General features: G+C 66.7%; 17 protein-coding genes. 9 read left to right on the top strand and 8 right to left on the bottom strand.

The features are described from left to right. Positions 1-36: 36 nt before the first annotated feature. A complete protein-coding gene (locus CYJ22_RS07570) occupies positions 37-2730 on the bottom strand; it encodes a prealbumin-like fold domain-containing protein (RefSeq protein WP_243390476.1) in 2694 nt (897 codons plus the stop codon). Positions 2731-3376: 646 nt separating this feature from the next. Between CYJ22_RS07570 and CYJ22_RS07565 the strand changes: the two genes are divergently transcribed. Genes CYJ22_RS07565 through pknB form a run of 7 tightly spaced genes read left to right on the top strand, consistent with a single transcriptional unit; the run spans position 3377 to position 12930 of the window. Then, positions 3377-4078: an FhaA domain-containing protein gene (locus CYJ22_RS07565; RefSeq protein WP_003791630.1), complete on the top strand. Its 702-nt coding sequence runs from the start codon at positions 3377-3379 to the stop codon at positions 4076-4078. A gap of 4 nt (positions 4079-4082) precedes the next feature. After that, on the top strand, positions 4083-4586 hold the full coding sequence (locus tag CYJ22_RS07560) for an FHA domain-containing protein FhaB/FipA (RefSeq protein ID WP_007589795.1): 504 nt from the start codon (positions 4083-4085) through the stop codon (positions 4584-4586). Position 4587: 1 nt separating this feature from the next. Further along, the gene (locus tag CYJ22_RS07555; RefSeq protein ID WP_101602180.1) at positions 4588-5889 is read left to right on the top strand and encodes a PP2C family protein-serine/threonine phosphatase; all 1302 of its coding nucleotides are present in this window, start codon (positions 4588-4590) and stop codon (positions 5887-5889) included. Continuing rightward, entirely contained in the window at positions 5889-7268 is a 1380-nt protein-coding gene (locus tag CYJ22_RS07550) for an FtsW/RodA/SpoVE family cell cycle protein (RefSeq protein WP_101602179.1), read from the top strand. Before CYJ22_RS07555 ends, CYJ22_RS07550 begins: the two co-directional genes overlap by 1 nt. A gap of 3 nt (positions 7269-7271) precedes the next feature. Then, entirely contained in the window at positions 7272-8723 is a 1452-nt protein-coding gene (locus CYJ22_RS07545; RefSeq protein WP_101602178.1) for a peptidoglycan D,D-transpeptidase FtsI family protein, read from the top strand. A gap of 11 nt (positions 8724-8734) precedes the next feature. Continuing rightward, positions 8735-10933 carry a serine/threonine-protein kinase gene (locus tag CYJ22_RS07540; protein WP_101602177.1) on the top strand — a complete coding sequence of 733 codons (2199 nt, stop codon included), beginning with the start codon at positions 8735-8737 and terminating at the stop codon, positions 10931-10933. Beyond that, positions 10906-12930 carry a Stk1 family PASTA domain-containing Ser/Thr kinase gene (gene pknB, locus CYJ22_RS07535; protein ID WP_101602176.1) on the top strand — a complete coding sequence of 675 codons (2025 nt, stop codon included), beginning with the start codon at positions 10906-10908 and terminating at the stop codon, positions 12928-12930. The genes CYJ22_RS07540 and pknB overlap by 28 nt, the downstream gene beginning before the upstream one ends. A gap of 449 nt (positions 12931-13379) precedes the next feature. Here pknB and CYJ22_RS07530 read toward each other — a convergent pair whose 3' ends face one another. From CYJ22_RS07530 to CYJ22_RS07520, 4 genes are all read right to left on the bottom strand, one after another. Beyond that, a complete protein-coding gene (locus CYJ22_RS07530; RefSeq protein WP_207760527.1) occupies positions 13380-14066 on the bottom strand; it encodes a glutamine amidotransferase-related protein in 687 nt (228 codons plus the stop codon). Between the two features lie 147 nt (positions 14067-14213). Further along, entirely contained in the window at positions 14214-14369 is a 156-nt protein-coding gene (locus CYJ22_RS10190) for a hypothetical protein (protein WP_007588533.1), read from the bottom strand. Between the two features lie 10 nt (positions 14370-14379). Next, positions 14380-15141, bottom strand: coding sequence for a class E sortase (locus tag CYJ22_RS07525; protein WP_007588560.1), 762 nt, complete (start codon positions 15139-15141; stop codon positions 14380-14382). Further along, the gene (locus tag CYJ22_RS07520) at positions 15134-15838 is read right to left on the bottom strand and encodes a DUF881 domain-containing protein (protein ID WP_101602175.1); all 705 of its coding nucleotides are present in this window, start codon (positions 15836-15838) and stop codon (positions 15134-15136) included. The genes CYJ22_RS07525 and CYJ22_RS07520 overlap by 8 nt, the downstream gene beginning before the upstream one ends. A 123-nt stretch (positions 15839-15961) precedes the next feature. On the opposite strand from CYJ22_RS07520, the gene CYJ22_RS07515 reads away from it, so the two are divergent. After that, the gene (locus CYJ22_RS07515) at positions 15962-16225 is read left to right on the top strand and encodes a cell division protein CrgA (RefSeq protein ID WP_007588580.1); all 264 of its coding nucleotides are present in this window, start codon (positions 15962-15964) and stop codon (positions 16223-16225) included. 134 nt (positions 16226-16359) lie between these two features. On the opposite strand, the gene CYJ22_RS07510 is transcribed toward CYJ22_RS07515, so the two are convergent. The 3 genes from CYJ22_RS07510 to CYJ22_RS07500 form a co-directional block, all read right to left on the bottom strand. Next, positions 16360-17121: a Rossmann-like domain-containing protein gene (locus CYJ22_RS07510; protein WP_101602174.1), complete on the bottom strand. Its 762-nt coding sequence runs from the start codon at positions 17119-17121 to the stop codon at positions 16360-16362. Between the two features lie 105 nt (positions 17122-17226). Then, on the bottom strand, positions 17227-18105 hold the full coding sequence (locus CYJ22_RS07505) for a rhomboid family intramembrane serine protease (RefSeq protein ID WP_207760526.1): 879 nt from the start codon (positions 18103-18105) through the stop codon (positions 17227-17229). A 108-nt stretch (positions 18106-18213) separates the two neighbouring features. After that, positions 18214-18735, bottom strand: coding sequence for a peptidylprolyl isomerase (locus CYJ22_RS07500; RefSeq protein WP_007588554.1), 522 nt, complete (start codon positions 18733-18735; stop codon positions 18214-18216). Between the two features lie 151 nt (positions 18736-18886). On the opposite strand from CYJ22_RS07500, the gene CYJ22_RS07495 reads away from it, so the two are divergent. Continuing rightward, a complete protein-coding gene (locus CYJ22_RS07495) occupies positions 18887-19489 on the top strand; it encodes a hypothetical protein (RefSeq protein ID WP_007588537.1) in 603 nt (200 codons plus the stop codon). Positions 19490-19682: the final 193 nt, after the last annotated feature.

Genomic DNA, 19682 nt, shown 5'->3' with positions numbered 1-19682 from the left:
CGGGCACACCCACGTCGTTATGTCTCGCAGTGTTTCTTACGCAGCCTGTGTCCGCTCTCGGCGTCGCCACGCGCAGGCACCAGCGAGGCCGAGCAATGCAGCTCCGCCCGCCAGCTGGGGGTAGATGCCGATGGATCCGGCCTTGGGAAGCACGCCGACCTGCGTGTCGACGACACGGATGCCGGGCGTGCGATCCGCGCCGGGCAGGCTGCCCGAAGCGGGCAGGACACGCACGGAGCTGAACCCCTCGTCGGCGCCAAAGTCCGTCTTAATGACGGTCGTCGCGTCAGCATCCGCGCCTGCCTCGATATGGAAGGCGACGGGACGGGGCAGCAGAGCGTGCCCGACGGGCGCGCGGGTCTCGACGAGCCAGTAGGTCTTCCCCGTCTCCAGGGGCGCGGTCACGAAGCGCGACCCGCCGTCGAGGACGGAGACCGGGTCCCCAGCCAGGGCCTCGTTGTCGTAGATCGCGAAGGCCGCGCCGTCGAGCGGGTACGTACCGTCGTCGTTGGGGGTTCCGACCGGCTGCGTGCCGGCCTTTTCGATGCGGATCGGTCGGGGGCGCGCGGGTGCACAGGCCTCGTTGTTGGCCTCGCCATCGTGATCGTAGGCGCCCGTCACCGCGTTGTAGAGGCCGTGGCCCGGGGTGAGGCGGTCGTTCGACGAGGCGCACTCGAGCAGTGACTCGGAATACCCGGCGGCCGAACTATCGCGCGTCACCTTCATGCGGATGTACCACGAGGAGGACGCGCCCGGCTCGATGGCCGTCCCCTCGGTGAGGACGTAGGACGCGGCGGCCCCCTGCTCGGTCGCGGTATCAAGCCCATCGACGCTGGTCGCGACGGCCGCGGAGCGCACGGTCAGGCCCGGCGCGAAGTTCGGCGTGTCCGTGAGGCGCCCGGTCACGCCCGCGAGGGTGCCGTCGTTCGTGGCCGTAATGCGATAGGTGACGGTGATGTCATCCGTCGTCGCGCCCTCGACCGATTCGAGATCCTTCTGGATGCGCAGCTTGGGGGTCTGCTCACGGTTGGTGAACGTGCAGGTGATCGGCAGGGCCGCAGGCGACGAGGCCGGGGCGACCTGGGAGAAGTCCACGCCGCCCGTCTCAGCATCTCGGGTGACGTTCACGCGCTCGCCCACGCCGTTTAGGCAGGTCACATCGACGAGGCTCCACTGCGCGGAGTTCGGGTCATCACTGGTCTTCCAGGGGCCGAAACGCCCCTGCGCGCCGTACTGCAACGGGAATCGGCCTGCGATGCGCGGCCCCGTCTCGGCGATGATGAACTGGGAGAAGCCGGGCATGAAGGCCTTGTATCCGGAGGTGGCCGCCCCGGCCTTGCCGTAGGCGGTCGGGGTCAGGTTCGCGTCCTCGAAGGACTTCCAATCGACGAAGCCGTCTGCCGTCACGCTCGTGGTGAGCGGGGTTCCCGTGGGCGCGGACCAGTCGCCCAGGCCCATCGTCGTGAAGGTGAACGGGGGGATCGCGTCACCCACCTGCTCGGAGTCCTCGGTGAGAGCTTTCGCGACGCGCACGTAGCGTTCCTGGCTGAAGGAGCCGTAGAGGCAGCCGAAGGACGCCTGGCTTTCCTTCGTCGTGAAGCTGGAGACCGGGGTCGAGCCCGCGGGCGGGGTGGCGGGGCAGTTACCATCCGCGTTGGGTACGAATCCGTAGAGGACGAGGCGGTACGGGATCCCGTTGACGGTGATCGTCTGGTCCGAGGTGGTCTTCATGATCGTCAAGACGTCGTCCGAGTCAGGGGTCTGGTCGGGCTTGCCTGCCGAGCCCGGGTAGTACTGGGGCTGATCCGTGTAGATGTCGTATCTGCCTTTTCCTTCACCGACTTTCTTGAAGCAATGCCAGTTGTGATCAGATCGAGCGAGCGCATAGTAGGGGGCAGTCGATGGGCAGGTGCGCGGCGCAGAGGCACGGGAGACCCACTCGTAGGGGCCTCCCTTGCGTCGCACGGCCGTCGTGTCCGTGTCGTTGTCGGTTTCCTGCTGGTCAAAGGGGAAGGATTCCTCCAGGTCACCAATACGAATGTCGAAGGACGAGTGCACCCAGTGGATCTGGGAGTAGATGGGGAAGTTATTGTGGCGCACGGCCCCGATCAGAAAGGTGCTGTTGAGCGGGACCGTTCCCGGGTTGTTCGGCTTGTAGCCGAGAGCACTCGTCGTCGAGGTCGAGATCGCATCGGGCGTGTATTCGCCATAGTAGGGGTACCGGTAGTAGGCGGCCATGTGGTAGTCCCAGGCCACGCCTCGAGTAACGTAGGACCAGTAATCACCGCTTCTCGCGGTGTCCGCGTCGAGCCAGTCCTGGGAGTACCCCGCGCGATACGCAACCGAGCGCTGGTTGGGGTCCGCGGAATTGTAGACCGTCATACCGGGCACGATGCCGAAGTACGAGTTGTCGGCGACGACGGTGGTGCGATCCGTACCGGAGTCGTTGAGGACGGCCGCGCCGATGCGCCCTTCGGATCGATTGAAGGTGATGCTGTCGGCGCCGGGGGTCTCGAGGGGAGCCTCCGCTCGTGCTGCGCCAGGAACCAGAACGAGGCCGGAGAGGGCGAGACCGGTCAGAGCAGCAGCGACGATTCCACGCATGGCAAACCTGCGAGTACGCGGCGCACGGACCGCTCGGCCGGCCATGTGGCTGGCCGCCGACGGATGGTCGTCTCGGTCGGCAACGCCTCGATTCTGGACGCCGCCCTGCATGTCAGTGAGTCTCATACCGCCCCCACGTTGATATGGTTACCGACTCACCATAACAATGGGACTTAGTTCCCGCACAACCCTCTAGGTCAGTATTTATCTGCACCTGCACATATGGAACAGGGCGCCCATATTCGGTGGACCGCGCAGACAATTTCTGCCAGACCAAGCTCGCCCATTCCCAAATGGCGACCCGCCTCACTTTTTAACAATCTCACCCCACACTCGACCATCCAACACGAAAGAGTCAGCAGGACCAACCACCTGGTCAGTCATTTCGATTGTGCACTGCATAACAGGCACAATGTCCGCGCCGCCAGGACACACCTCGACACAACCTCCCCCAAACGGAAGCCTGGAGCCCAGAGTGCAACCATGCAAGACCAATACGTACGACACGACCTGTCCACACCCTGTTTGCTCCGACACACTTATCGTCACACGTGTAACATGTGCACCAAATATCACAGGCGCATCATGGCAAGGTATTCCCTGCCATGACGGGCCTTCGATGCGAGCGCGCAGGCCTTTGCTCATCGGGAACATCCCGGCAGTTGGGGCCACACCGCTTCGCGCGACGGCTAAACTGTGACTGGGAGCGGCCTCGCTTCCACCCACACCGTACGTCGCGCGCACAGCGCGGGGGAATGAGGAGAGCACGACTATGAGCATCTTCGACCGCTTCGAGAGCGCCGTCGAGAGAGGCGTCAACGGCGCCTTCTCGCGCGTGTTCCGGTCGGGGATCAAGCCCGTGGATATCACCACGGCGATCCGCCGCGCCATGGACGAATCCGTCCAGGAAGTCTCCGCCTCGCGCATCATTGCCGCGAACCACTTCTCGGTCTACGCCTCGCGCACCGACCTCACCTCCCTCGAGGCGTCCCTCGACGTCCTCGCCGACGAGTTCGCCCAGCAGGCCACCGAGCACGCCGCGGCGAACAGCTACTCTCTCCTCGGCCCCGTCACGATCGAGTTCATCGCGGACGCCTCCGAGCCCAGCGGCACCCTCAAGGTCGACGCCGAAAACCGCCGGGGCCCCGCCGCCCCCGCCACGGCCTCGTCCGCATCCCCCGAGCACCCCATCATCGACGTCGACGGCGAAAAGTGGCTGCTCACCGAGCCCGTGACCGTCATCGGACGCGGCTCCGAAGCCGACATCGTCGTCAACGACTCGGGCGTCTCGCGCCGCCACCTCGAACTGCGCATCACGCCCACCGGCGTCATTGCGACCGATCTGGGCTCCACCAACGGCTCCTTCGTCGAAGGCCACCGCATCGACGCAGCAACCCTGCTCGACGGCAACCAGATCGTCATCGGACGCACCAAGATCCTCTTCTGGACGCACCCAGACCAGAGCGGAGTTTAATGAAGTGACCACTGACCTCGCATTTACCGTTTTCCGCATCGGGTTCCTGGTGCTGCTGTGGCTCCTCGTGCTCGCGGCCGTCAACACGCTGCGACGCGACATCTTCGGCACCGTCGTAACCCCGCGCGGCAAGGGACGCGACAAGGCCACGTCACGCCGCAAAGCCTCCCGAGAGAAGCGCAAGGACAACAAGAAGCGCACCTCCACGAACCCGCTGGCCCCCAAGGACCTCCTGGTGACCGGCGGCCCCCTCGTGGGCACCATGCTGCCCCTCGGCGAAGCCCCCATCGTCATCGGCCGCTCCCCCGCGTGCACCCTCGTGCTCGAAGACGAGTACGCGTCCAGCCGCCACGCGGCACTCACCCCCCAGTCCGACGGCTGGTGGATCGAAGACCTCTCCAGCCGTAACGGCACCTTCATCGACGACGAGCGCCTGAGCAGTCCGCGCCAGCTCAAGATCGGTGACGTCATCCGCATCGGCCAGACGACTCTCGAATTGGTGGGTTGATATGTCAGGAAACGCGGTTCAATTCCACTACGCTGCCCGCTCCGATGTGGGCCTCGTGCGTTCCAACAACCAGGACTCCGGCTACGCCGGCGCGAACCTGCTGGTCCTTGCCGACGGCATGGGCGGCCCCGCGGGCGGCGACATCGCCTCCTCGGTGGCCCTCGCGCACCTCGTCCCCCTCGACACGGACTCGCACCCGGCCGACTCGATGCTCCCCCTCCTGCGCGAGGCCCTCCTCGACGCGCACGAGGAGCTCACCGACCGCTCGAGCCGCGACCGCGACCTCGAGGGCCTGGGCACCACCTGCATCGCGCTCATGCGCTCCGGCAACCGCCTCGCAATGGTCCACATCGGCGACTCGCGCGCCTACGTGCTGCGCGGCGACACGCTGACCCAGGTCACGACCGACCACTCCTTCGTGCAGTACCTGGTCGACACCGGCCAGATCACGCCCGAGGAAGCCGAGCACCACCCCAACCGCAACGTCGTCCTGAAGATCCTCGGCGACGCGCAGGCCGACGTGGCCCCCGACGAGACGATCCGCGAGGCCGTCGTCGGCGACCGCTGGATGCTGTGCTCCGACGGCCTGTCCGGCCTCGTCTCCCCCGAGACGATCGGCCAGGTCATGGCCGACATCAAGGATCCGGGCGAGTGCGCCGAAGAACTCATCCGCCTGGCCCTCCTGGCCGGCGGCCCCGACAACATCACGTGCGTCATCGCGGACATCGTTCCCGCCGGCACGTTCCCGCCCGCTCCCCCGCAGATCGTGGGCGCCGCGGCCATCGACCGCAACGCCAAGTCCCGCGGAGGCGACGGCGCGGCTGCTCGCGCGGCCGCCCTGGGTTCGGCCTCCTCCGACATCATCTCCGACGAGGACGAGGCCCCCATCGAGCTCAAGCCTCGTTCTTCCTGGTGGACCCCCGTCTTCGTCTCGCTCGTGACGGTCCTCGTCGTCGCGGCCTCGTGGATGTCGTGGAAGTGGACGCAGACCCAGTACTACGCGATCGGCCAGGACGGCTACGTCGTCATCTACCAGGGCATTCCTCAGTCGATTGGACCCTGGCAGCTATCGCACGCGGTTGAGGTCTCGAACGTGGCCCTCGCCGACTTGTCCCCCGTCGACCGCCAGCGCCTCGATACTCCGGTGCTGCGCTCTTCGCGAGCCGACATTGACTCCTACATCGAGGGCCTCAAGCGCTCCGTGGCCGACAACGTGTCGTCCCCCTCGTCCTCGACGACCCAGTCGGGCATGCCGCAGTCCGGCACGCCCCAATCCGGGGCGCAGAGTGGGGGCGCCTCGTAATGGCTACCGTATCGATCGCGCCCGCCCGGCCTCGCCGCTTCCTGGAGCTGACCCTCATGGGGTTGGCCCTGGCGGTCGGCATCGCCGGGTACGTGCTCACGTCGCTGAACTACACGGGGGAGATCCCCGCGAACCTGCTCACGCAGGTCGGCGTCCTGGTGGCCATCGCCATCATCGCCGAGGTCGGCGTGCACTTCCTGGCGCCCTACGCGGACCCCGTGATCCTCCCGGTCGCGGTGGCGCTGACGGGCCTCGGGCTGGCGATGATCTACCGGCTGGACCTGTCGTACGCCCGCAGGGACGAGGCCGTGGTCGGCTTCCGCCAGGCCCTCTTCGTGGGCATCGCGATCATTATCGCCGCGATCATTTTGATCACGCTGCGCGACCACCGCATGCTGCGCCGCTACACCTACACCTTCGGTGCACTGTCGCTCTTCCTGCTGCTCCTGCCGATGATTCCGGGCCTCGGCCAGGAAACCTTCGGCGCGCGCGTCTGGATTCACCTGGGGCCCATCTCCGTCCAGCCTGGCGAGCTCGTGAAGATCACCCTGGCGATCTTCTTCGCCGGGTACCTCGTGACGAACCGCGACAACCTGGCGATCGGTGGCCGCAAGTTCCTCGGCATGCGCCTTCCGCGCGCCCGAGACCTCGGCCCGATCATGGTCGTGTGGCTGATCGGCATCGCAATCCTCGTCCTGCAGCGCGACCTCGGCACCTCGCTGCTGTTCTTCGGTCTCTTCGTCGCGATGCTGTACGTTGCCACGAACCGCGTGTCGTGGCTGGTCATCGGCTTCACGCTCTTCGTGCCCGCCGTCCTCGTGGCTGTCAAGTCTTTCAGCCACGTGCAGACGCGCTTCAACATCTGGCTTAACGCCCTCGACCCCGAGGTGTACGACCGCGGGTCCTACCAGCTCGTCCAGGGTCTGTTCGGCCAGGCTTCCGGTGGTCTCATGGGTACTGGGTGGGGCCGCGGATACCCGCAGCTGGTGCCGCTGGCGAACTCGGACTTCATCCTGTCCTCCTTCGCGGAGGAACTGGGCCTGACCGGCATGGCCGCGATCCTGGTCCTGTACCTGATTCTTATTCAGCGCGGCCTGCGTGCGGCGCTGACGGTGCGCGACGGTTTCGGCAAGCTACTGGCGACCGGCCTGAGCTTCTCGCTGGCCATTCAGCTGTTCGTGGTGCTCGGCGGCATCACTCGCATTATTCCGCTGACCGGCCTGACGGCCCCGTTCCTGGCGGCCGGCGGCTCGTCAATGGTGTCCTCGTGGATCACCGTCGCCCTGCTGATCCGCGTGTCGGACGCTGCTCGCCGCCCCGCGTCGACCCCCGCGCCGTGGAACTCGGGCATCCAGCCTGCCGTGGGAGTGGGTGAGTAAGTCGTGAACAATCAGATTCGCAAGATTTTCATCATCGTCCTGCTCATGTTCGCCCTGCTGGGTGTGGGCGTGACGAACACGCAGTTCATCTCCGCATCCTCCCTCAACGCCGACGCGCGCAACCAGCGCACGATCCTGCACGCGGCCGAAACCGACCGCGGCCCAATCATCGTCGACAAGACGGCGATCGCCTCGTCCGAACGCGAGGCCGATTCCAAGCGCTACGCGCGCTCTTACGCCGAGGGGCCCCTATACGCCTCGGTCACCGGCTACTTCTCGTCCGTCGGCAACGCGTCGACGGGTATCGAAGCCGCCGAGGAGGACGTGCTGGACGGCCAGTCGCAGACGCTGCTCGGCCAGCGCCTGCGTAACCTCCTGACGGGACAGAACCGCCAGGGCGGCGGCGTGGAACTCACGCTGAACCCGGACATGCAAAAGGCCGCGGCTGCGGCTCTTGGTAACCGCAAGGGTGCCGTCGTGGCCCTCGACGCGCGCACTGGCGCGGTCCTAGCGATGTATTCGGCGCCGACCTTCGACCCGAACCAGCTCGCTTCCTCCGACGCGGGCGCGGTGTCCGACGCATTCTCCGCGCTCTCCTCGGACCCCAGCAACCCTCTGCTCAACCGCACGATCTCTGAGCGCTACGCCCCCGGCTCGACGTTCAAGATCCTCACAACGATCGCCCTCATCGAAAACCGCCTCGCCGACCCGGACATGCACATGCCCTCCCCCGTGTCGACGACCCTGCCCGGCACGGCCACCGAGGTCTCCAACATCGAGTCCTCCACCTGCGGCGACGGCAACCCGACGCTCACCGAGGCCTTCGCCCGTTCGTGCAACACGACCTTCGTACTGGCTTCCGAGCAGCTGACGAACCAACAGCTTGTCGACGTGACGAACCGGTTCGGATTTGGACGCGAGACGCAGATTCCTCTGTCCGTGACCCCCTCCGTGTTCCCCGCCGACGCGGATGCTGCACAGCTCGCGATGAGCTCGATCGGCCAGTACACAGTCCAGACGACGCCTCTGCAGATGGCGCAGGTCGCCCAGACCATCGCGAACGACGGCCAGATGATGACCCCCTACCTCATCGGCTCGATCGTGGATGCCGACAACCAGGTCGTGCGTACGACCACCCCCACCGACGCCGGACGACCGATCTCCTCCGAAACGGCCTCGAAGCTGCGCGCGATGATGGAAGCCGTCGTGTCCCAGCCCTACGGCACGGGTACGACGATGGCCCTGCCGAACGTATCCGTGGCCGCCAAGACCGGTACCGCTGAGACGGGCGAGGGCGACCGCGCGAACGCCTGGGCCGTCGGTTTTGCCCCCGCGGATAACCCACGCATCGCCTTTGCTGTCCTCGTCGAGGGCGACGACACCAACCCCACTCCGCACGGCGGCGACGTGGCCGGTCCGATTGCTCGGGCTGTCCTGGAAGCGGGGCTCAAGTGAGTGTTCCACGCATGACGTCAGGCGCCGGGCGAGTGCTCGGCGGCCGCTACACGCTGCTCACCCCGATCGCACAGGGCGGTATGGGCGAGGTCTGGAAGGCCCGAGACCGTGTCAGCGGACACATCGTCGCCGCGAAGGTCCTGCGTCCGGAGCTGGCCGGCGAGGAGCTGTCCCTGTCGCGCCTGCGCCTCGAAGCCCGTAACTCGATGTCGATCTCGCACCCGAATATCGCAAACACGCAGGATTCAGGCGAAGAAGACGGCATCGGCTGGATCATCATGGAGCTCGTCGACGGATACCCGCTGACGGATTACCTGCGCGGCGGCTCCCGCATCGAGCCCGAGTACCTCATGCCGATCCTCGTTCAGGTCGCGATGGCGCTGGGCGCTGCCGCGCGCGCGGGCGTCGTGCACCGCGACATCAAGCCCGCGAACATTATTGTTCGTCCTGACGGCATGGTGAAGCTAACGGACTTCGGGATCTCGCGAGCCACCGGACAGGTGAACCTGACCGCCGCGGGCATGGTCATGGGCACCGCCCAGTACCTGCCGCCCGAACAGGCTATGGGCGAGGTCGCCACCCCCATCGGCGACCTCTACGCCCTCGGCGTCATCGCCTACGAGGCCGCGGCCGGGAAACGCCCATTCACCGGCGAAACGCAGGTCGACATCGCGTTCGCACACGTCAACGACCCCGTGCCACCGCTCCCCGACTTCGTTCCCGAGCCTCTCGCCGACGTCATCCTGCACCTGCTAGAAAAGGACCCCTCGAAGCGCCCCGAGTCCGGGTCGGCCGCCGTGCGCGAGATCGCCGCAGCCGCCAAGGCCATGGGCATCTCCGTGACTCCTCGTCCCCTTCCCCTGCCGAAGGCCGCCCAGCGCCCGGCAGAGGTCCGCACGCCCGTCCAGCCCTCGGTCCCGATCGTCGCGCCGGTTCGCCACCTGACGCGCCGCACGCTGCCCGAGGACATGCTGCAGCCGCCGTCGGGCCTCACCCCCAAGGCGCGCACCGCGACTGGCCGACATGCCGCCGTCCCCGTCCTGGACGAGGCGACGACGATCGCGCCCTCCTCCTCGGCGATTCCCGTCACGGGCCGTCACGCCGCCGTCCCCCGCGTCCTCGACGAGGCCGAGGTCCTTCCGACCTCCCATCCCATTGCCGCACCCACCCGGGTACGCCGCCTACACCCCGAGACCACCGGCGAGCACACTCCCGCCGTCTCAGGCGCCGTCCAATCGCTGACCTCGACCGGGCGCCATGCGGCCGTGCCAGCTCCGGCCCCCGCCCCTCAGGCACCAGTCTCCGCGCCGATCCCGACTCGTTCCACATCTACGGTGAACCGCACGACAACGCCTGCCGCTCCCGCAGCGGCCCCGGCGGCCCCAACCACGGCTTCCACCCCGCGTCACGCCGCGCCCGCGCAGCCGACGCAGGTTCCACAGCCCACGCAGAGCGCACAGCCCGCCCGGGCCTCGGCACCTACGCCGCGCCAGGCACCCATTCCCGCGCCACCCACCACACCCGCAGCCGCGCCGACTTCTCCTGCCGCAGCCCCCGCCTCGGACGACCGCCGCGCTGCCCTCGCCGAACGCCTGCGCCAGCGCGCAGCACACCGCCAGGCCGAAGACGCAGCCGAGGCTGAGCGCCGCGCACGCGTCGCCCGCGAAGAAGAGCAACGTCAGCGCGAGCTCGAAGAAGCGCGCGCCCGACGCGAAGCCGAACAGGCACAGCGCAAGGCCGCCCAGCGCAGCGCTCCCACCATCCCCCAACCCCGCTCCGAGCAGACTCGCCGGGAAAAATCAGCCACGGCGTCATCGCCGCGCGCCACAACCGGCTCGACGCCCCGCGTCTACGGGACTGTCCCCCAGCCTCGGGCCACCAATCCGTCGTCTCGTCCGCGTCGATCCGTGTACGAGCCTCGACCCAACAAGACCACGCGCGGACCGCGCTGGCACGACCTCGATGCCCGATCGGCTGCCAGGACACGCCCGCCGGCCAAGACCGCATACTCGCGCAGCGTGGTCGCACCACCCATCCCAGCATCCAGGCAGATTATTCGCGCGGCAGTTATCGCAATCATCGTGATTGCGCTGATCGCGCTCACAGCTATTACGATCAAACACATGCTTGGCTCCCTGATACAACCAAGTGCGGGGGCACACATTATCGAGGAGGTTAGGACATGGCAGAGCCCATGGCCCACCGTCTAGCTGGCCGATACGAGGTCCGCTCGCTCATCGGGCGCGGCGGCATGGCCGAAGTCCATCTGGGATTCGACACTCGTCTGTCGCGCGTCGTCGCTATCAAAATGCTGCGGCGCGACCTGGCGCAGGATTCGATTTTCCAGGCGCGCTTCCGCCGCGAAGCACAGTCAGCGGCGTCTCTGAATCACCCGAACATCGTCGCCGTCTACGACACCGGCGAGGAGATCATCGAGGATGCGACCGGCCGTTCGATCGCGGTGCCCTACATCGTCATGGAGTACGTCGAGGGGCACACGGTCAAGGACCTGATCTCCGACGGCACGGCCGTTCCGATCAACGAGGCCATCGAGATCGTGTCGGGCGTCCTGTCCGCCCTCCAGTACTCGCACGCGAACCACCTGGTGCACCGCGACATCAAGCCCGGCAACATCATGCTGACGTCGGACGGCAAGGTCAAGGTCATGGACTTTGGCATCGCGCGCGCCCTGACGGACTCGCAGGCCACGATGACGCAGACGAACGCCGTCGTCGGCACCGCCCAGTACCTCTCCCCGGAGCAGGCTCGCGGCGAAACCGTGGACGCGCGTTCCGACCTGTACTCGACGGGCGTCGTGCTCTTCGAGCTGCTGACGGGCCGCCCGCCCTTCAAGGGCGACTCCGCCGTCGCTGTCGCATACCAGCACGTCGAGCAGATCCCGCCCACTCCCTCGTCGATCCTGTCCGACATCCCGGACTCCCTCGACCGCGTGGTGCTGAAGGCCCTGGCGAAGAACCGCGAGGACCGTTACCCGAGCGCCGCGGCAATGCTCGCGGACCTGCAGCGTGTGGCCCGTGGCCTCGACGTGGGCGCTCCGCCCGCCGACTCGTGGGCCACCGAGGTTCTGCCCGCCGCCGGCTCGGCTGGCGCCCAGACCGCTGCGACCACTCCGATGGCCGCCGTCGCTCACCGCACGCCCGCCCCGGCGATGGCAGCGACCTCCACGTCGCTGCCTGCAGTCGCCACCGCGGACGCGGACGACGAGGCCTCGAAGTCCCGCAAGCGCCGCACGGCGATCATCGTCTTCCTGCTACTCGCCGCGCTTGGCATCATCGGCGGCTCGGTGTGGGCCCTCACGCGCAGTGCCGCCCAGCCCGAGACGATCGCGGTCCCCAACGTCGTCGGCCTCACCCAGGCGGAGGCGAAGACCCAGATCGAGCAGGCCGGCTTCACGTGGGAGCTCAACCCCGACAAGGTCGCCTCCGACACCGTCGCTGAGGGCTCCGTGGCCTCCACCGACCCCGCCGCGGGCACGCAGGCCGAGAAGGGCGCGACCGTTCGCGTCACCATCTCCTCCGGTCCCGATTCGGTGACCCTGCCCGACAACCTCGTTGGCATGAGCCCCGACGACGCCCGCAAGGCGATCGAGGCCCTGGGCCTGAAGTGGGAGCTCGATAACAGCAAGGTCGCCTCCGACACCGTCCCCGAAGGCAAGGTCGCTCAGACCAACCCGTCGCCGGGTTCGAAGGTCAAGGCAGGACAGACGATCCGCGCCTACCTGTCCTCCGGCTCCGACCAGGTGGAGGTTCCTGACCTGTCGGGCATGACCCAGGATCAGGCGCGTAGCACCCTGAAGGGCGTCGGCCTGGAGCTGGGCAACGTGACGAGCGTCGACTCCGAGAAGGAGAAGGACCGCATCGTCGAGCAGGATCCCGCGACCGGCACGAAGGTCAAGAAGGGCACCACCGTTGGTGTCTCCGTGTCGAGTGGCAAGGCCGCTCAGGTGGAGATTCCCACCGTCGTTGGGATGGGCCGTGACGACGCCGAGGCACAGCTCAAGGCTCTCGGCCTGAACGTCACCGTCGAAGAAGTTGCGGGCAACCAGCCCGCCGGCCAGGTCCTGTCCATCGAGCCCGGCGAGGGCTCGAAGGTCGACAAGAACTCCAGCGTCAAGCTGAAGGTGTCGAAGGGCGGCCAGTCCGGTAACAACAACGGTAACAACACGGGCTCCGGCAGCCGAGGCTAACTCGCGATCCCCAAGCCGCCACGCGGCGGCAACCATACTGAGAGGCCCGCGCCAGTCAGGAGAAATACTGAGGCGCGGGCCTCGCTGTATGCGCGGGGGCGCGGGTGTGCGCGGGTGTGCGGGGGTATGCGCGGGGGTGTGCGGGCGGCCTCGACAACGCACGGCTACCAGGGACCGGTGCACCCACCTCTTCACGGTGGAAGCATGTCTTCCACAACGCACGCCTGCCGGATAACCAGCTCTGTTGGCAGGTGCTGTGCTGCGAGGCGATCTAGAAACCAGAGGCGCCAGAAAACAGGTCCCTGACGCGGATAGGTTATGACGATGTGGATAGGTTATCGGCATCCGGATAGGATAATTAGCTATCCGGATGCTCGTAACCTATCCGCATGCTCGTAACCTATCCGCATGCACACGCCCACAAGCACATCTGCGGGTCCCCGCGAAACCTACAGCTTGAAACGCTCCGCAACGACGGGCTTGAGGGACACGGCCCGCTCACGTGCGTCGGTGTCGCCGCAGGCGGCTAGCCAGTTGGCAAACATAAGGTGCCCGGACTGGGTCATGACGGACTCGGGGTGGAACTGGACGCCCTCGAGGGGCAGGGAGCGGTGGCGCACGCCCATGATGATGCCGGACTCGGTGGTCGCGGAGACCTCGAGTTCGTCGGGCATGGTCGCAGGGTCGATCGTCAGCGAATGGTAGCGGGTGACGGTCAGCGGCGAAGGCACGCCCTCGAAGACGCCGCGCCCATCGTGCGTGATGACGGAGGTCTTGCCATGCATAAGCTCGGGCGCGTGCCCGACGGTCGCACCGAAAAGCTCGCCGAGGGACTGGTGCCCCAGGCACACGCCCAGCATCGGGATGCCGCGTTCGGCGCAGTCGGCGATGGTCTGCAGTGAGGCGCCGGCGCTCTTGGGGTCGCCGGGTCCGGGGGAGATGAGGACGCCGTCGTAGCCGGCCTCGAACCAGGCGGGATCCACGACGTCGTTGCGCACAACATCCACGGTCGCACCCAGGTGGCGCAGGTAGCCCACGATCGTGAAGACGAACGAGTCGTAGTTGTCGACGCAGAGGATTCGTGCCATCGCGGGTCCTTTCATGTACGAGGCCGTGGCCTCTTCTCCGGCATCCATCGTAGGGCGCTCCCCTAGTGGGCGCGCGGGCGCTGTCCGCTCTCCGGGCGCGCGATCGCGTGCGGCGGCACCCAACCGACGTCCGCGGATACGACACGAGGCCGGGTCTCCCCGGCCTCGTGTCATCGACGAGCAGGCGGCTCAGGCTCAGCCGACGGAGGACTGTCCGAGCTCCAGGTAGGACTGGACCCAGGGGTAGACCCAGGTGAACAGGGCGGCGACGGCCGCGCCGATGAGGGCCAGGGATTCAATGACCTTGAACCAGGTGGGGCCAGGCAGGTGGCGGAAGATCCATGCGTACATGTTGGGTCCTTCAGTTCGTGGGTTCGTCGACGAGTTCGGCGGGGACGCCCGTGTCCTTGGGGGTCCAGGATTCGAACTTGAGGTGGACGATGTAGCGCTGCCAGTTGCCGTATTCGGGGTGGCAGGTGGTCATGGTCATCCAGCGTTCGGTGGGGGTTTCGGACCAGGAGACGTCGTCGATGACGGGGGCGACGACGCGCATCTGCGTGGGGTCGGTGGCGTCGATGATCTCGGAGGAGACCATGGAGTAGACGAGGTAGTGGTCGTCGACTTCCACGACGACCTTGTCGCCCTGGGTGAGGCGGTCGATCCAGCGGAAGTTGTTGCCGTAGGTGCGCCGGTGGCCGGCGATGGAGAAGTTGCCGACGCCGCCGGGCTGGGTGGTCATGTCGTAGTGGCCGGCCCATCCCTGGTCGAGAACGTAGGAGGTGGTGCCTTCCGCGAGGGGGATCTTCATCCAGTCCCAGGTGGGCACGTGGACGAGGCCGTAGACCTCGCCATCGCCGACTTCGCGGTCGAAGGCGGGCGGGTCATCGGTGCGGACTTCGCCGAGGGTGCGCTTGGAGGGCTGATGCTCTTCCTCGTACGAGGCGATGGTCTGGGAGACCTGTCCGGCGACCTCGTAGGTCGTCCAGTACAGCTGCCAGACGGAGAAGAGGCCGACGATGAACGCGAAGGTAATGAGCAGTTCGCCGACGACACCGACGATGTTCCAGAAGATGTTGGAGCGTTTTTTTCTTGTCGGCGAGGCGGGGGCGACGTGTTCACCCATTCGTTTCCTCCACGGTTGCATAGTTGGCTGTCAGCGAGGTAGTGGCGGGAGCAAAGCTCAGGGAGTCTTTGGTCTGCATGTCCCACCCGAGGCCGTACTTTGTCACGTAGACCTGGTAATTCACCATACGTGGGTTTGCAGTAACCGTCGCGCGCAGGGTGGCAGGATCACCAATTGCTTGGATCACATAGGGCGGCGAGTAGCTGGTGCCGTCCACGAGGATCACGTTGCCGATGCAGCGGATGACGGTGCGCGAGGTGACGCGCACGCCCTGGACGGTCATGGCCTCGGCGCCGCCGCTCCACAGGGCGTTCATGGTGTCCTCGATGTCCTGCTGGTGAATGACGAGGTCGTTGGGCGTTGCGCCTTCGGGGATTTGCCCAGGGGGAGCGTCGGAGAGTGTAATTTGGACGCCGGGTCCGGAGACTGGACGGGTGGAGCGAGCGGTAAACGCGTCTTCGTCGGGCGTGCCGGACTGGGGGGTGGCGGCGGCGAAGCTCTGAATCTGAGCGTCGAGCGCGGCGACCTCGTTTTCGAGGACTTTGACCTGTTCCTGGCGGTTACGCACGAGGGTGGACAGGTCGGAGGTGGCCGCGGGGTTTTTGCGTTCATTGAGCGCAGAGACGGAGAAGAGAAGGCCGGAGGCGACGGTCACGGCGAGCACGCCGGCGATGTGGCGAAGTCGGCGTCCGTGCATCTTTCCCCCTCTCGTGGCGCTGCGCTTTGGCACTTTCCACGTCCGAGACTACGCTAGTGTTGCGACTAATTCATCACCGCCGGGCGGTTTTCTTCCCGCGCGGGCCAGCAGAGAGGACCCGACGTGGCCGAATCCAAGAAGCGTAAGAAGAATGGACACGAGGTCGAGGACGACACCGAGATCCAGAACTGGACTGACGGTATTCCGCTCAGCCCGGCCTGGTGGGCCCCCACGTTCGTGGCCCTGATGATCCTGGGCCTGCTGTGGGTTGTCGTCTACTACATTTCGTCGGGCACGTACCCGGTTCCGAAGCTGGGCGCGTGGAACATTGCGGTGGGTCTGGGCACGATGATGGTCGGCTTCCTGATGACGCTGCGTTGGCGTTGACGGGGGCGCGGCGGGCGCGAGCCTGCCGTCTCCAGTGAGTGTGAGTGTGGGGCGTTCCGGCTGCGGCCGGGACGCCCCACTATTTCTCTCGACGAGGCCGTGGCTGACTACCGGGTCACGGCCTCGTCCTCGGGTCAGGGCCGGCTCAGCTCAACCCTCATGCCAGCGTCGTACATGCCAAGGAGGGAGCGTCCGGCCAGCCCGTCTTCGAGGCGCGCGGGGTGCGCGCTGGCGAAGGACATGACGGTCGTGGCTCCGGCGTGAATGATCGCGGGGGACGCGGGGGCGGAGGGGCCGAGGACGACGGTGTGGGCGTCGGAGGCGAGCTCGAGGAGGCGCGGCATGGTCTTGTTGACGAACGCGGAACCGGAGATGAAGACGTAGTCCATCTCGGGAAGCAGGTATTCGCAGGCGGAGTCGGGGTAGTCGCCTTCGAGGACGTTGCGTTCGAGGATGTTGAGCTCGGCAGCGTCGGGCATGGCGGCGGGTGCGAAGGGGAAGTGGCCGATGACGGCGACGCGCTTGCCGGCGACGAGGGGGGCGTAGGGGTGGAAGGTGCGTGCCCAGTTGTTTTCCTTGCAGGGGCGGAATCCGTGGGCGAGGGCGCGTACGGGGTGGGAGTGGTAGGCGTTGACGGCGGCCATGCCGATGCCGGCGTCCTCGAAGTTCCACGACTTGGCGAGGGCGGCAACGTCTCGCAGCGGACGACCGACGAGGTCGGCGGGATCCTCGGTGGCGCGCGGGCGGGACTGAACGTTCATGCCAAAGGCCATGCCGACGCCGTCTTCGCTGGTGGCGACGCGACGCCACTTGCCGTCGGTGAAGATCTGGGTGACGGTGACGTCGGAGGAAATCTCGTCGATGAGCTGGTCGTACAGGTCCCAGGGGCTGGTCATGGTGTCTCCTGTGGGGGCGCATGAGGGAGGGTCCGGCACGCTACGCCGGACCCTCCCTATATTAGGTCATCCTTAGATACCATGCGCCTGTCGGCCGTTGACCCGTCACGCGCCATAGACCTCGTACAGGACGCGGAAGGCGAGCGCGTTGAGCGCAACCATGCCCGCGATCATCCCCAACGCCGCGAGCGCCTGGCGCCGATTCTGCGCCGCCTCGGTCACGCCCGAACGCGGACGGGCCATGCGCACTAGGACCCACGTTGCGGCCACACCGGCGATCGCGCCACCGATATGCCCCTGCCAGGAGATACCGCTGACCATGAAGCCGTACACGAGGTTCACGCCGAGCAGCGTCAGAATGGCTGTCGTGTCGGAGCCGCCCAAACGCTGGAGGACGAACACCGCCCCGAAGAGGCCAAACACCGCTGCAGACGCACCCACCGTACTAACGTAGATCTCGGAGGGTTGGATCAGGCACCAGGCGATGATAAAGGCGGAACCGCCCAATGCGCTCACCAGGTAGACGGTGAGGAAGCGCCACCATCCCATGACCGGCTCGATCGCACGCCCCACCCAATACAGGGACAGCATGTTGAACAGGATATGCAGCAGGCCCCCGTGCAGGAACGCGCCCGTGAGGATCGTCCACGGGTGCGCCATTAGCCACGCGGGCACGAGCGCTAGCGCGGACGTGAGGGCGGGAGCCAGCCACGTGAGGACGTACATGAGGACGCAGGTCGTCATCATCGCGTAGGTGACGACCGGCGCCCCGGCCGCCGCCGCGCGCGACGGGGAACGCATCCACTGCTTCTTCGAGGACGTGCAGTCCACGCAGATCGAGCGGACCTCGGTGGGGATCGCGCAATCCACGCACATGGGCCGGTTGCAGCGCTTGCAGTAGTCGACGCTGCGCACGCCCGGGTGACGCGGACAGTCGGGGGCGGCGCGCGGGTCCGAGCGCTGGCCGTAGCTCGGCATGCTCATAGCTTCCCTTTCGGCGGGGGATAGGGGACGAGGCCGGGGTGCACCATCCCGGTCACTGCACTAAGCAGCGGGGGCGGCCCCGGCCTCGTCGATGATGAGGGGAGAGGATCAGTCGACGATCTCGATAGAGTTGATGACCTGCTCCGTCACGGGGCGGTCCTGGAGGCCCGTGGGGGTGTTGACGATGGCGTCGACGACGCGCTTGGACTCCTCGTCGGCGACCTTACCGAAGATGGTGTGGTTGCCGAGCAGCCACGGGGTGGGGGCCACGGTGATGAAGAACTGCGAGCCGTTGGTGCCCTTGCCCATGCGCTTGCCAGCGTTGGCCATGGCGAGCAGGTAGGGCTCGTTGAAGTTGAGCTCGGGGTGAATCTCATCGTTGAACTGGTAGCCGGGGCCGCCGGTGCCGGTGCCGAGGGGGTCGCCGCCCTGGATCATGAAGCCGGGGATCACGCGGTGGAAGATGGTGCCGTCGTAGAGAGGGCGGGAGGTCTTCTGGCCGGTCGTGGGGTCGACCCACTCGCGCTCGCCCTTGGCCAGGGTCACGAAGTTATTGACCGTGTTGGGAGCGTGGTTGGGGAACAGTTCGACGGTGATGTCGCCGACGGAGGTGTGAAGAATAGCTTTCATGAGACTAATGGTCGCACCTTTTCCTGGGTGTTTCCTGTCCGTCACGCAGCTCACGCAAGCCGGTGGGCTGCAGATCACAGCCCGTTGTAGCACAATAGGAGTGAGTGGCGCGTCCGCGCCCCCGTTTATTGTGGACAGAATCGGAGACATCATGGCTACTTCGCCGACTTTCGATGCAGATAAGCTGCGCGCATCCTCTCAGCATCTTCGCGACGCTGCTGCCATTTACGCCGGCAAGGTTGCCGTGCGGGCCGCCGATCTGGCTGGCCAGGGCGTTGACTGGGCCGCGCCTCGTGCCCAGGCCGCGCTGCATTCCGCGATCGAGCACGCGACCCCCGCGATCGAGAACGCCGCCGCTCGTGCGCAGGCTGCCGCCGCGCAGGCCGTTCCGGCGATCGAGAACGCTCGCGAGCAGCTCGTGGATGACTACCTGACTCGCGCTTCTCTCGCCGTCGACCAGGCGGGTGCCGCCCTGTCGGCTCGCGGCTCGCTGTCGGAGCGCGCTCGTCGCGCCTCCGAGGCTTCGGCTGTCGCTCTGGCGACGCCGGTGCGCAAGCGCCGCAAGTGCCGCGTCCTGCGCGCCTTCGGCCTGACGGCCCTCGTTGGCGCCGTGGCCGGTGCGGGCTACATCCTGTGGAAGCGTTCGCAGCCGATCGAGGATCCGTGGGCCGAGGAGTACTGGGCGGATCTGGACACGGATTCCTTCGTGCCGGACACCGAGGCTGAGAAGGCCACCTTCGAGGCGGGCGAGTGATTCACACCTTCTGAGAGGCTTGTGCTTCGGGGCCGCGACGCGTTGCGTCGCGGCCCCAAAACTGTATCCCGCTCAGATGAAATACCCCGCGCCGCCACCGGTGAACTGCCTCCCGTTTCTTGGACATCGAAATTGAAGTCCAGGGAATGGGAGGCTTTTCGTGTCTGTGGTTCTGGGGTTGAGGCATGATCGT

The sequence above is a fragment of the Schaalia odontolytica genome, assembly GCF_002847525.1.
Lineage (GTDB): Bacteria > Actinomycetota > Actinomycetes > Actinomycetales > Actinomycetaceae > Pauljensenia > Pauljensenia odontolytica_B.
Note: the sequence above shows the minus strand (reverse complement) of the source record. Positions and strands in the feature narration are given on the sequence as shown.

Excerpts from the sequence above, each read along its gene's own strand:
- CYJ22_RS07570 (WP_243390476.1), bottom strand. The coding sequence starts at position 2,730 with ATGAGACTCACTGACATGCAGGGCGGCGTCCAGAATCGAGGCGTTGCC.
- CYJ22_RS07565 (WP_003791630.1), top strand. The coding sequence starts at position 3,377 with ATGAGCATCTTCGACCGCTTCGAGAGCGCCGTCGAGAGAGGCGTCAAC.
- CYJ22_RS07555 (WP_101602180.1), top strand. The coding sequence starts at position 4,588 with ATGTCAGGAAACGCGGTTCAATTCCACTACGCTGCCCGCTCCGATGTG.
- CYJ22_RS07550 (WP_101602179.1), top strand. The coding sequence starts at position 5,889 with ATGGCTACCGTATCGATCGCGCCCGCCCGGCCTCGCCGCTTCCTGGAG.
- CYJ22_RS07540 (WP_101602177.1), top strand. The coding sequence starts at position 8,735 with ATGACGTCAGGCGCCGGGCGAGTGCTCGGCGGCCGCTACACGCTGCTC.
- pknB (WP_101602176.1), top strand. The coding sequence starts at position 10,906 with ATGGCAGAGCCCATGGCCCACCGTCTAGCTGGCCGATACGAGGTCCGC.
- CYJ22_RS07530 (WP_207760527.1), bottom strand. The coding sequence starts at position 14,066 with ATGGATGCCGGAGAAGAGGCCACGGCCTCGTACATGAAAGGACCCGCG.
- CYJ22_RS10190 (WP_007588533.1), bottom strand. The coding sequence starts at position 14,369 with ATGTACGCATGGATCTTCCGCCACCTGCCTGGCCCCACCTGGTTCAAG.
- CYJ22_RS07525 (WP_007588560.1), bottom strand. The coding sequence starts at position 15,141 with ATGGGTGAACACGTCGCCCCCGCCTCGCCGACAAGAAAAAAACGCTCC.
- CYJ22_RS07520 (WP_101602175.1), bottom strand. The coding sequence starts at position 15,838 with ATGCACGGACGCCGACTTCGCCACATCGCCGGCGTGCTCGCCGTGACC.
- CYJ22_RS07510 (WP_101602174.1), bottom strand. The coding sequence starts at position 17,121 with ATGACCAGCCCCTGGGACCTGTACGACCAGCTCATCGACGAGATTTCC.
- CYJ22_RS07505 (WP_207760526.1), bottom strand. The coding sequence starts at position 18,105 with ATGAGCATGCCGAGCTACGGCCAGCGCTCGGACCCGCGCGCCGCCCCC.
- CYJ22_RS07500 (WP_007588554.1), bottom strand. The coding sequence starts at position 18,735 with ATGAAAGCTATTCTTCACACCTCCGTCGGCGACATCACCGTCGAACTG.
- CYJ22_RS07495 (WP_007588537.1), top strand. The coding sequence starts at position 18,887 with ATGGCTACTTCGCCGACTTTCGATGCAGATAAGCTGCGCGCATCCTCT.